The following is a 12,914-nucleotide window of genomic DNA, read 5'->3' on the forward strand; positions in this document are numbered from 1 at the left end:
GTGCACCCCTGTCTTGTCCTTCTGTACCTGCTGTGATGATGCATGATGCCGGTCACGGATGAGGACAGCCTTAAAGGGCTGAGAGGTTCCCCACGCCGGCCGCCCGGTAATGCCGCCCGGTAATGTCGGCCGCGATGGACAAGACCCTGATCGTGACCAACGACTTCCCGCCCCGGCCCGGCGGCATCCAGGCCTTCGTGCACAGCATGGCGGTGCGCATGGACCCCGGCCAGGTCGTCGTATACGCCTCGACGTGGAAGGACGGCTCCGAGGTCGCGGCGTTCGACGCCGAGCAGCCCTTCCCGGTGGTGCGGGACCGTACCTCGATGCTGCTGCCGACCCCGAGGGTGACCCGGCGGGCGGCGGAGCTGCTGCGCGAGCACGGATGCACCTCGGTGCTGTTCGGGGCGGCCGCCCCGCTCGCCCTGATGGCCCCCGCCCTGCGGCGCGCGGGCGCCCGGCGGCTGGTCGGCATGACCCACGGGCACGAGGCCGCCTGGGCGCAGCTCCCGGCCAGCCGGCAGCTGCTGCGCCGGATCGGCGAGGGCACGGACACGATCACCTATCTCGGCGAGTACACCCGCTCCCGGATCGCCGCCGCCCTCACCCCGGCCGCCGCCGCCCGGATGGTCCGGCTCCCGCCCGGCGTGGACGAGAAGACCTTCCACCCGGCCTCGGGCGGCGACGCGGTACGGGCCAGGCTGGGGCTCACCGACCGCCCGGTGGTGGTCTGCGTATCGCGGCTCGTTCCGCGCAAGGGCCAGGACACACTGATCCTGGCCATGCCCCGGATCCTGCGCGAGGTGCCGGACGCGGTTCTGCTGATCGTCGGCGGCGGTCCCTACGCGGACGAGCTGAAGAAGCTCGCCGTACGGACCGGGGTCGACGCCTCCGTGCACTTCACCGGCGCCGTGCCCTGGGCCGAGCTGCCCGCGCACTACGGGGCAGGTGACGTCTTCGCGATGCCCTGCCGGACCCGGCGCGGCGGGCTGGACGTCGAAGGGCTCGGCATCGTCTATCTGGAGGCCTCGGCCACCGGGCTGCCGGTCGTGGCCGGTGACTCCGGCGGCGCCCCGGACGCGGTGCTGGAGGGCGAGACCGGCTGGGTGGTAGGGGGCGGCTCGCCCGAGCAGGCGGCCGACCGGATAGGCACGCTGCTGGGCGATCCGGGGCTGCGGCGCCGGATGGGGGAGCGCGGACGGCAGTGGGTCGAGGAGGCCTGGCGCTGGGACCATCTCGCCGAGCGGCTGCGGGACCTTCTTTAGCCGGATGGCCGAGGGGAAGTCCCCTCGGCCATCCGTCAGTCAGGCGTCAGCCGCCTTACGGCTTCCAGCCGCTATTGCCTTCGCGTTGCCCGGCGCACTGCCACCGCGATCCCTGCACCGATGACCATCGACGGGACAAGGAGCAGCCAGATTGACACTTTTGGGGCTGCCAAGTGCGCGATGAACAGGGTACTCACACCGGCAACGGCTGCTATGACGCCACCGATACGGTCGGGTTTGCGAGCGGAGGTGTCCTTTTGGGGGTCGCTGCCTCTCAGTTCCATGCGTACCCCAGCATCCCTGCCCCACATCCGAAGGCTCCACTTATCCCCGCGAGACCCCAGTCGACGGGGCCGAAGAACCAGCCATAGACGATGACTGTTCCCCCACTTCCACCGCCCCATACCGTACAGGCCCTGAAGTAGTGGTTGTGGCTGATGCGGTGCCACCCTCCCCAGTGCCGGATTCTCGACCAACGCCGTCGAACGTGGCGCGAGGCCGACCGGTACGCACTTCGAGCTCGGTGGTACCAGCCGTGCAGAGGACTCCAGCGGCTGAAGTGGTGATGCCAACCCCACTTGCCGTCGAGGTCGTAGCCGGTGAGCGGGTCGGCGTTGACGTAGTCGTAGGCGTTGGCGTTGCCGCCCGGGACCGGGTCGACGGACAGGAAGCGTCCGGCGGTCGGGTCGTAGAGGCGGACGCCCATGAGGGTTGCGCCGGTGATCGTCTCACTGGAGCGCTGCTTGCCGCCGATCCAGCCGTAGCGGGTGGCGGCGGTGCTGTCCTCGGCGTTGCCGTACTCGTCGTAGGACTGGGCGGTCGGGGAGACGGACGTGTCCAGTGGGAGCTGGACGGTGACGTCGCCGTGGATGTCGGTCAGCTGGAGGACTGTGCTGCCGGTGGCGCTGGTGGTGGCGCCGAGGTCTCCGCCGGTGCCTTGGACGTTGCGGGTGATGGTGCCCGTGGTGTCCTCGGCGGTCCAGTCGGGGCTGTCGCCGTCGGCCCCGTAGTGGTTGGTCTTGGACGCGGTCTGCGTCCAGGTGCCGCTGGCGTTGCTCTCTGTGGTCCAGGCGGCGAGGCGGCCGGCCCCGTCCAGGGTCCAGGTCTGCCGGTTGGTGCCGGCGGTCTGCTGGCGGACGAGGTCGTTGGCGTAGTAGACGACGGTGGCGCCGGAGGCCTGGGTGGTGGTGCGGCCGAAGGCGTCGTAGACCGTGCCGCTGGTGGTGAGCCGGTCGGCGCTGTCGTAGGTGGACGACGTCGTGGTGGCCCCGGTGCTGGTGCAGGCGGAGCCGACGTCGCTGGTGGAGGTGGCCAGGGCGGTGCGGTTGGTGTTGCTGTCGAAGGTGTAGCCCCTGCGGGTGCAGGAGTTGTCGGCGGCGGTGTCGTCGGCCTGGGTCAGGCGGCCGGCCGCGTCGTAGGTGTAACCACGGGCGCGGGTCTGGCCGTTGCTGTCGGTGTCGGCGACGATCTGGCCCTGGACGGAGTGGTCGGCGGTGTCGGAGGCGACGACGGTGCTGTCGCTGTCCTTGGTGTAGACCCGGGAGGTCTCGGTGCCGGTCTCGTCCTGGCTGATGGTGAGGGTGTAGCCGCCCGGCAGGGCCTCGGTGGCCGGGTCGCCGTCACTGTCGTACGTGGCGGAGAAGGTTCCGGCGACGGAGTCGGTGCGGGAGGTCTCCAGGCCCCGTGGGTCCTTCGTGGTGTCGTAGGTGTAGGTGGTCGTGGAGGGCGCGGAGTCGGTGGTCTTCACCGGGCGGTCCAGGGCGTCGTACGCCGTGGTGGCCGTGTTTCCGGCGCCGTCGCTGTAGGAGATCTGGCGTCCGAGCTTGTCGTAGCCGTAGCTGACGGTGCCCGCGCTGGTGGCGACCGTGGCGACCTTGCCGTACGTGGTGTCGTACGTGGTGGTCGTGGTCGGGACCCCTGTGCCCACGCCGCCGCTGACCGCGACCGTGCTGACGCGGTCGTAGGAGTCGTAGGTCGTGGTGGTGGTGCGGGTCACGGAGTTGGCGGTCTCGGAGACGATGGCGTCGTTGCCCCACCAGTCGTACTGGGTGGTCTTGGTGGGCAGCTGGGTGGGGTTGGTGCCGCCGCCGGTGATGGCGCCCGCGGGGCCGATGGAGCAGACCTGGTCGGCCCACTCCGGGCGGCCGTTGCAGGTGCCTGTACCCGTGGCGGAGTAGTAGGTGGTCACCGTCGTGTCGGCGTCGGTGCCGCTGGACTTGGGCTGGGTGGTCTTGATGACCCGGCCCTGCGAGTCGTAGGACGTCGTCGTGGTGATCGCGAGGCCGCTTGGGTCGGTGACCTGCGTGGTGGGCAGGCCCTTGACCCAGTCGTACGCAGTGGTGCTGGTGCGCACATCGGCGTCGGACGGGTAGCCGCCGACGTAGGCGCCTACCTTGGCCGTGGTGATCTGGTTGGCGACGGTTGCGGTGCCGTCGGTCGGGCGGTTCTCGTCGAAGGTGTTGGCGGTGTGCTGCCGGGCCGGGATGACGGTTCCGGCCGGCAGGTCGGTGCCGCCGGATCCAGCCGCAAGGGCCGAGGTCAGGGTGACCTGGTGGAGGGGACCGTACTCGTCGGTCTTCCGCAGCCCGTCGGAGGAGTAGACGGAACTGGTGGACAGTTGCTCGGCACGGTCGGCCGTGGACAGGCCGTCGATGCCGAGCTCGGTCAGTTCGGTCAGCTGGGCGCCGGAGGTGGCCAGGGCCAACTCGCGGTTGTCCGCCGTCAGGCTCCCGACGGTGTTGCCGAACCGGTCGTACTCGGTGGTGGTGATGTGCCCGCCCGGGGAGGCGGTGTTGACCTCCCGCCCGGAGGCGTCGGTGTAGGTGATGGTGGCCCGGGTGTAGGCGGAGGCCGACAGGTCCGAGCCGGTGTTGGAGGTCGGGACCGAGTCCGGCGGGAAGACCGCCGTGGCGTCGGCCGGGACGTCGGTCTGGCCCCACGTGGCCACGTTGGAGGTGCCCATGGCGTTGGGGGCGCTGCTGCCGGACAGCGGTACGTCGTAGACGACCGAGGTGGTGGCAGTGGTGCCGTCCAGGGTGCTCGCGGTGCCCTGGGTCAGGTTCTTGCGCGAGGCCGAGAGCAGCATGCCGGCGCCGGCCGTGGCGGCGTTGCCCGCCGTGCCGTAGGTGAAGGTCCAGGCCAGCTGGCCCGGGTCGGCGTAGGTGGCGATGCGGCCCGCGCTGTCGTAGGTGTAGGCGGTGTACGTCGCCGCGTCGACGGCGTACTGCCAGGAGCCGGCCAGACGGCCGGAGTTGTCGTACTGGTAGTACTCCACCGTCTTCGCCGTCGCCGCGCTGGCGCCGGGCTCCGTGGACCACTCCTTGATCGCCTTCACCGTCCCGGCGTACTCGCCGTAGCTGGTGGAGGTGGCCGTGGTGGAGGTGGAGTAGACGAACTGAAGCACCCGGCAGCCGGCCGTCGACGGCGTGGCCTGGCAGGTCGACTGCGAGACGGCCGAGGTGGGCGCGATCAGGTAGGTCGGTCGGGCCAGCGTGGTGCTGCCCGGCGCCAGCTCGGAGACCACCTTGGTGGTGGAGTTGTCCGTCGGCAGGTACGTGGTGGAGACCTGCCAGGTCGTGGCGGTCGAACCCGCCTTCACGAACGTGGTCGTGGTACCCCCGTCGTCCTTGAGGGTGAAGGTGGTGGACAGTGACCCGGTGAGGGTCAGATCCTCCGAACCCGGCTCGGGCTTCCAGCCGCTGGCAGAAGTCGCTGTGAAGCCGGTTTCGTTGCCGTCGACGTCCACCAGCGCCACCGAGGTGCTGGAGGTCTGCTTGACGTACGCCCAGTCGGAGTCGGTGAGTTCTGCGGTGACCCCGGACGTCCACTGCGGACCGAAGATCGCCGCCTGGCCGGTGGCGTCCGATCCGGCGGTCGGCCGGCGGGAGGACGCGGTGCGCGACACCGACATCCCGAACGTCGAGACGTCGGTGGCCGACAGCGTGAAGTCACCGGTCAGGGTGTTCACCGAGCCGGGGCCGACGCTCTGCGAGGGCGCGGTGCCGGCGTTGCGGTCCACGGTGACGGTGTTGAGCTGGCTGTAGCCGGTGGTGGTGCCGTCGGTGAAGGCAGCCCGGATGTCGATCGGCCCGTCCGCGGACAGCGACGAGGTGACGTTCCAGGTCAGCGGGGCCGGGGCGCCGCTGGTGACGGTGACCGGCCAGGCGCTGACGGCGGAGCCGTCGGAGGTCTTGGTGACGTCGGCGACCGGGACGTTGGTCCAGGTGTCGGTCTCACCGCGCCGGTACTGGTACGTGACCCCGGTGTAGGTGGTCTTGCCGGTGGAGGTCAGGCTGACGCGGCGGGCGGTGCTGTCCCCGTTGCCGGGGGTGAGCAGGCCGGCCCCGTCGGCGCCGACGCCGAAGTTGTAGGCGGTCGTCGAGGTGGACAGGTTGCCGCCGGAGTCGATGGTCTTGGCGTAGAGGGTGTGCCAGCCGTCGCCGGGGGTGATGCTGATGGTCAGCGGGTCGCCGCCGGTGCCGTCGGTGGTGTCGTAGACGCTCTTGGGGGTGGTGGAGTCGTCCAGGCCCCAGTAGAAGCCCTGTCCGTCCGTGGACGTCGTGTCCAGGGTGCAGGTCACCGATCCGGACGCCTTGGCGGTCCAGGTGTCCTGGGTGTAGGTGCCGCAGGCGATGGTGGGCGCGACGGGCAGCGCGGTGTTCATCGTGAAGGTGGTGTAGCCCGACCAGGTGCTGTAGTCGGTGCCGTCGTAGGCCCGCAGGCGGTAGCGCAGGTGCGCTCCCGAGGGAAAGGCCGAGGCTGACGGGATCGTCAAGGTGGAGGTGGACCCGGACGCCACCGTCTTGCCGTACGCCGTGTCGGTGTAGGTGGTGTCCGCGTAGGCCGGGTCGGCGGTGACCTCGAACTGGGCCTGGGCGTTGCCGCCGTCGGCGTCGGTGACCTTGGCCGACAGAGTCGGGGTCAGCGAGGTGACGTACCGCTTGCCGTTGTAGGCGTTCACCACCGACGGCGATATCGCCGCGGAGCTGGTGGTGGCGTAGGAGTTGTAGGTCACCACCAGCTTGGGCGCGTAGCCGCTGGTGCTGTAGTTCGCCGAGCGGAACCGCCGCCAGGTGGTGGAGTCGGTCTCGTCCTCGCCGTAGACCATGACGCCGTAGTTGGCGGTGCCGTCGGCCCAGGCCTGGGTGATGGTCTGCAGGTTCCAGTTCGACCAGTTCGCCGGGCAGGAGGAGCTGTAGCCCCAGTGGCCGGTGTTGGTGGCCGCGCCGGTCCCGGTGGAGGAGGGCCGGGTGGCCCAGGTCACCGACGTGGACGACCACGAGGTGGTGATCCGGCGGGCGTCGGTGGGCGCACCGGAGGTGGAGCAGGTCGCCGAGTAGTAGTTGTACAGCGACATCGTGGCGGACGTGATGTGCTTGCCGGTGAACTTCGACACGTCGAACTTCAGGTAGGCGCGTGCCAGGTCGCTGCCGGAGTCGTACGTGCCCGACTTCAGCTCCTCGGAGGAGACCTGGGAGTCGGTGTAGTCCGGGGTCTGCAGCCAGGTGTCGGTGGTCACCGCCAACGTCGTCGTCGGGTCGACGGTGACCGGGTACTGCGCCGTGGCCAGGAAGTGCGCGTCAGGGGTCAGCACCAGGGTCTGCGACCCGTCCTTGGCCGTCTCGACCCTGGTCGCCACCCGCGCGGCGTTCGCCGACTCACCGGAGGCCGGGTCCTTGCCGGCGTCCCACATCATCGGCGCCGGGGCCTCGGCCACCAGCGTGCCGGCCTTGCTCTTCAGCAACAGGTGCCCGGACTTGGCCTGGGAAAGCTTCAGCCCGTTCAGGTTCATCGGGATCCGGTAGGTGACCTTGTCACTGTCCGGCTGCTGGGTCAGCTTGATGTTCTCCGAGAAGCCCTGCGCCAGCGCGCTCACCGACAGCGTCTGCCCGCTGCCCAGAGCGTACGAGGCGGTGTTCTTCTTCACCGTCGGCGTGGGGAGCTTGGCGGACCAGCCGAGCCCGAAGGACTCCTTGCCCTTGGTCACCGACGCCAGCCGGCTGTCCCCGCCGTCCGAGACCGTGATGTCCGCGGTCGTCGCGCCCGGGGTGAGGTCCGACCCGGTGTCCGACAGCGTGGTGTTGACGTCCTTCCAGGTGCCGTCGTCCTGCTTTACCCGCACCGGACCGGCATACGCTTCCGTGCGCATCTCGCCGCTCGGCAGGGCGTACGTAGTCGAAGCCGCCGTACGCTCCGACAGCACCTCGATTTCCCGCTTCTGCAGCCGCGCCATCAACACGGCGGACGCCTCGTCCTGCGCCTCCGCAGGGCCCAACGTGTGCTTTGTCTGCGACGAGGCCGGCTTGGCGGCTGCGGTCGTTTTCATGCTTTCGGCGGCGAATGCCTGTCCGCTCTCCGCTGCGACCAGCGCGGTTTCCGCCGCCAGCAACAGCGCTACGCCCGTGGCCACTTGACGCAGCCATCGTGCCGACTGGGGTGCCCCCACCTTGGCTCTTGGTCTGTGACGCATGTTCAATTCCCTCCCGTACTCCGAAGATCAACAGAGCGGGTCGATCTTCACAGGGGCTCGGAGGGGCGGATTCGTGGGTCGTAAAAAACTCGTCAGGGCAAACTCATAGCAAGGTCAAAGGGTGTTCACAGGGTGGCTGGCCCACCTGATTGGGCTGTCCGAGGCACAACGATTGCCCGATTGGCCACCGCCGACCTGATGGGCGATGCGCGGCCTGGGCTCCAGTGCTCGGCTAAAGATTTTCCTAAGAGACGACGGAAGACATGGTCAAGATGTGAAGAAATGGACACCGTGTCGGGCGCACTGGCGCGACTTTGTGGATTTATGTCGGATGCGACCTCAAACTCGGCTTGGTTCGCGGCGTTGTCGTCGGCCAACGATGCTCCGTGTCGCTTCCATCCTCCGCCTTGCGCCGCGCCGGACGCCGCTACCTGATCCGACCTGATCCGGCCTGATCCACAGGGCGCCCCCTGGCACCTCATTCGCCACATGCGTTTCTTGCACCTTTGTCGTTCTTGTAACGCTCGGGGAAACGGTGTCCACTAGGTCTGGGCTTATGCCGGAAGTGCTCTCATGATGCGTTCATGACAACAACCTTGACGCGTCGCCAGATCTTAGGCGCCGCCGCCCTCCAGGCCGCCGCGGCCCTGGGCATCACCCGCATCGGTCTCTCCACCGCGACGGCCGCGACCCCCGCGGCCGCGGCCGACTACACCCCCGCCATCGTCATCGGCTCCGGCTACGGAGCCGCCGTGGCCGCCCTGCGCCTCGGCGAGGCAGGCGTACAGACCCTCGTCCTGGAAATGGGGCAGCTCTGGAACACCGCGGGCTCCGACGGCAAGATCTTCTGCAACATGACCTCGCCCGACAAGCGCTCGATGTGGTTCAAGACCCGCACCGAGGCGCCGCTGGCCACCTTCCTGTGGCTCGACGTCATCAACAAGAACATCACCGCCTACCCCGGCGTCCTGGACAAGGTCAAGTACACCGACATGTCCGTGTACGTCGGCCGGGGCGTCGGCGGCGGCTCGCTGGTCAACGGCGGCATGGCCGTGACCCCCTCCCGCTCCTACTTCCAGGAGATCCTGCCGCAGGTCGACGCCGACGCGATGTACGGGACGTACTTCCCGCGCGCCAACGCCATGCTCGGCGTCAACAACATCTCCTCGACCTGGTTCGAGTCCACCGAGTGGTACCAGTACGCCCGGGTCTCCCGGGACCAGGCGGTCAAGACCGGCCTCAAGACGACCTTCGTCCCGAACGTGTACGACTTCGCCTACATGCAGCGCGAGGCGGCCGGCACGGCGACCAAGTCCGCCCTCGCGACGGAGGTCATCTACGGCAACAACTACGGCAAGCGCAGCCTCGACAAGACCTACCTCGCCGCGGCGCTCGGCACCGGCAACGTCACCATCCAGACGCTCACCAGAGCGAAGAAGATCCGCAGGGACACCGACGGCACCTACATCGTCACCGTCGACCGGATCGACACCACCGGGGCGGTCGTGGAGACCCGCGAGATCGGCTGCGCCCATCTCTTCCTCGGCGCGGGCAGCCTCGGCACGACCGAACTGCTGCTGCGGGCCCGCGACACCGGCACCCTGCCCAACCTCAGCAGCAAGGTCGGCGCCGGGTGGGGCGGCAACGGCAACATCATGCTCGGCCGGGCCAACTACACCTGGAATCCGACCGGCGCCAACCAGTCCACGATCCCGGCCATGGCCATCGACGACTGGGCCAACGCCGCCAACCCGGTCTTCGCCGAGATCGCGCCGCTCCCGGCCGGCACCGAGACCTGGGCCAGCCTCTACCTCGCGATCACCAAGAACGCCGAGCGCGGCAACTTCACGTACAACGCCGCGACCGACGCCGCGGTGCTCAACTGGGCCCGCTCCCAGAACCAGCCGTCCGTCACCGCCGCCAAGACCCTGTTCGACCGGATCAACTCGGCCAACAGCACCATCTACCGGTACGACCTCTTCGGCGACACCCGGGCCTTCGCCGACGACTTCTGCTACCACCCGCTGGGCGGCTGCGTCCTCGGCCAGGCCACGGACATCTACGGCCGCGCCTCCGGCTACTCAGGCCTGTACGTCACCGACGGAGCCCTGATCCCGGGCTCCACCGGTGTCAACCCGTTCGTCACGATCACGGCTCTCGCCGAACGCAACATGGCGCAGGTACTGGCGCAGGACGGCCTGACCTGAGCACAGGAGTCCAGGGGCGCAGCACCCTGGACCACCCGGCTCGCGACCTGGCCTACTTCTTCGCGTAGATCGCCTCGATGTCGGCGGCGAAGTCCTTCAGTACGACATTGCGCTTCAGCTTCAGCGAGGGCGTGATGTGACCGGACTCCTCGGTGAACTGGTTGGTGAGGATCCGGAACTTCTTCACCGCTTCCGCGTGCGAGACCGCCGCGTTGCCGTCGTCGACGGCCTGCTGGACGGCCGCGATCAGGTCCGGGTCGTCCCTGAGCTCCGCAACCGTCGCACCGGCCGGCTTGCCGTGCTGCTCGGCCCAGCGGGGCAGGAACTCCTCGTCGATCGTGATCAGGGCGCCGATGAAGGGCCGGGCGTCGCCGACCACCATGCACTCGGCGACCAGCGCGTGCGCGCGGATCCGGTCCTCGATCACCGCGGGGGCGACGTTCTTGCCGCCCGCCGTCACGATGATCTCCTTCTTGCGGCCGGTGATCGTCAGATAACCGTCCTCGTCCACCGTGCCGATGTCGCCGGTGTGGAACCAGCCGTCGGAGACCGCCTCGGCGGTGGCCTTCTCGTTGTTCCAGTAGCCCGTGAACAGGTGCTCGCCGTGCAGCAGCACCTCGCCGTCGTCGGCGATCCGCACGGTGGAGCCGGGCAGCGGCTGGCCGACGGTGCCGATCTTCGTACGGTCCCAGGGGTTGAAGGCGGTGGCCGCGGTCGACTCGGTGAGGCCGTAGCCCTCCAGCACCGTGAAGCCGATGCCGCGGAAGAAGTGCCCGAGGCGCTCGCCCAGCGGCGCGCCGCCGGAGATGGCGTACTCGCCGCGGCCGCCCAGGACGGTGCGGAGCTTGCTGAAGACCAGCCGGTCGAAGACCTTGTGCTTGAACTTCAGGCCGACCGACGGGCCGCCGGCGCTGTCCAGGGCACGGCTGTACTCGATCGCGGTGTCCGCGGCCTTGTCGAAGATCTTGCCCTTGCCGCCGGCCTGGGCCTGCGCCCGCGCGGAGTTGTAGACCTTCTCGAAGACCCGGGGGACGCCGAGGATCAGCGTGGGCCGGAAGGCGGCCAGCTCGCCGGTCAGGTTCTTGATGTCGCTGACGTGGCCGAGCTTGATCGGCGCCATGACGGCGGCCACCTCCACCAGGCGGCCGAAGACGTGCGCCAAGGGGAGGAAGAGCAGGATCGAGGACTCGCCGGTGCGGAAGAGCGGCTTGAGCCGCTCGACGACATTGCCGCACTCCGCGAACCAGGCGCGGTGGCTGATCACACAGCCCTTGGGGCGGCCGGTGGTGCCCGAGGTGTAGACGATGGTCGCGGGGGAGTCCGCCTTGGCGGTGGCGCTGCGCTCGTCCACGACCTTGTCGGAGATGTCGCTGCCCGCCGCGTCGAGCGTGTCGACGGCGCCGCCCTCGATCCGCCAGAGGTGCTTGAGCTGCGGCAGCCGCTCGCGCACCGACTCCACGGTCTTGTCGTGGACATCGGTCTCCACGATGGCGGCGACCGCGCCGGAGTCGCCGAGGATCCACTCGACCTGCTCGGCCGAGGAGGTCTCGTACACCGGCACGGTGACCGCGCCGGCGCTCCAGATCGCGAAGTCCAGCAGCGTCCACTCGTAGCGGGTGCGGGACATCAGGGCGACCCGGTCGCCGGGCTCGACGCCGGAGGCGATCAGGCCCTTGGCGGCGGCGCGCACCTCGGCGAGGAAGGCGGTGGCGGTGACGTCCTGCCAGTCGCCGGAAGGCGTCTTTCTGGCGATCACGGCAACATCGGGATGCTGCGCGGCGTTGCGGCGGATGAGATCCGTCAGGTTGCCGTCCGCGGGGACCTCGTAAAGGGCCGGAAGGCTGAACTCACGCAAGACTGCTGCTCCTCATCGGCGCCGGCGGCGGTGCTGGCTGCGGCCCACTCTTCATGTCTTCATGTCACATACATGCATCAAGGAGTGGATCGGACTGACCGGACGTTACCCATCGGTAAAGCACCTGCGATAGGGGGTGCCGTGTAGATGTTTTGTGTGTCACACGACCGGCACCCACTGCGCGAAGCTTAATCCAGATCCCCGGTGACCCGTCGGTAACGAGCGATAGGGTGATCGCCATGCGGGTCCATGTCGTCAGCGATGTCCACGGTGCGGTCGAGGCTCTCAGGAAGGCGGGGGACGGCGCCGACGCCCTGGTCTGCCTCGGCGACCTCGTGCTCTTCATCGACTACGCCGACCACTCGCGCGGCATCTTCCCCGACCTCTTCGGCGCCGAGAACGCCGCCCGCATGGTCGCCCTGCGCACGGCCAAGCGCTTCGACGACGCCCGTGCCCTCGACGCCGAGCTCTGGTCCGGCCTCGACAAGCGCACCGCCATCGAAAGCGCCGTCCGCAAGCAGTACGCCGAGCTCTTCGCCGCCTTCCCCGCTCCCACGTACGCCACCTACGGCAATGTCGACATTCCTGCCCTGTGGCCCGAGTACGCGGCCCCCGGCACCACCGTGCTCGACGGCGGCACCACCGAGATCGGCGGCCTGGTCTTCGGCTTCGTCGGCGGCGGCCTGCGCACGCAGTACCGCACCCCGTACGAGGTCGACGACGAGACCTACGCCGAGAAGGTCGCCGCACTCGGCCCGGTCGACGTGCTCTGCTCGCACATCCCGCCCGCCGTCCCCGAGCTCTGCTACGACACCGTCGCGCGGCGCTTCGAGCGAGGCAGCGAGGCACTGCTCGACGCGATCAACGAAACCCGCCCCAAATACGCCCTCTTCGGGCACGTCCACCAGCCGCTCGCCCGGCGTATGCGGATCGGGACCACGGAGTGCGTCAACGTGGGGCACTTCAATGCCACCCGGACACCCTGGGTCCTGGAGTGGTGAGGGCATCCCGGCGGGGATGGCTTCGGGGCACAGGCGGTAGCCTGCAACAACAGCACGCAAGTCACGGTTCAGGTCGCGATTCAGGTCACGATTCATGCGAAGTCCCGGAGGGGCCAC

5 protein-coding genes are annotated in these 12,914 nt (G+C 69.0%); 3 read left to right on the forward strand and 2 right to left on the reverse strand.

The window, feature by feature from the left end:
* Positions 1-134: 134 nt before the first annotated feature.
* The gene (locus tag OG607_RS34585; RefSeq protein WP_405731887.1) at positions 135-1,265 is read left to right on the forward strand and encodes a glycosyltransferase family 4 protein; all 1,131 of its coding nucleotides are present in this window, start codon (positions 135-137) and stop codon (positions 1,263-1,265) included.
* Between the two features lie 274 nt (positions 1,266-1,539).
* Here OG607_RS34585 and OG607_RS34590 read toward each other — a convergent pair whose 3' ends face one another.
* Positions 1,540-7,674 (reverse strand): DNRLRE domain-containing protein, encoded by a 6,135-nt coding sequence (locus OG607_RS34590; protein ID WP_405731890.1) that lies wholly within the window; start codon positions 7,672-7,674, stop codon positions 1,540-1,542.
* A 644-nt stretch (positions 7,675-8,318) separates the two neighbouring features.
* On the opposite strand from OG607_RS34590, the gene OG607_RS34595 reads away from it, so the two are divergent.
* Entirely contained in the window at positions 8,319-9,941 is a 1,623-nt protein-coding gene (locus OG607_RS34595; RefSeq protein WP_405731892.1) for a GMC oxidoreductase, read from the forward strand.
* A 52-nt stretch (positions 9,942-9,993) separates the two neighbouring features.
* Here the strand turns inward: OG607_RS34595 and OG607_RS34600 are convergent, their stop codons facing one another.
* Positions 9,994-11,796, reverse strand: a complete 1,803-nt coding sequence (locus OG607_RS34600) for an AMP-dependent synthetase/ligase (RefSeq protein ID WP_405731895.1) — start codon at positions 11,794-11,796, stop codon at positions 9,994-9,996.
* A gap of 239 nt (positions 11,797-12,035) precedes the next feature.
* Here OG607_RS34600 and OG607_RS34605 point away from each other — a divergent pair, with 239 nt between their 5' ends.
* A complete protein-coding gene (locus tag OG607_RS34605) occupies positions 12,036-12,797 on the forward strand; it encodes a metallophosphoesterase (protein ID WP_405731898.1) in 762 nt (253 codons plus the stop codon).
* Positions 12,798-12,914 lie beyond the last annotated feature (117 nt).

It is taken from the genome of Streptomyces sp. NBC_01537, assembly GCF_045040445.1.
Lineage (GTDB): Bacteria > Actinomycetota > Actinomycetes > Streptomycetales > Streptomycetaceae > Actinacidiphila.

Excerpts from the sequence above, each read along its gene's own strand:
- OG607_RS34585 (WP_405731887.1), top strand. The coding sequence starts at position 135 with ATGGACAAGACCCTGATCGTGACCAACGACTTCCCGCCCCGGCCCGGC.
- OG607_RS34595 (WP_405731892.1), top strand. The coding sequence starts at position 8,319 with ATGACAACAACCTTGACGCGTCGCCAGATCTTAGGCGCCGCCGCCCTC.
- OG607_RS34605 (WP_405731898.1), top strand. The coding sequence starts at position 12,036 with ATGCGGGTCCATGTCGTCAGCGATGTCCACGGTGCGGTCGAGGCTCTC.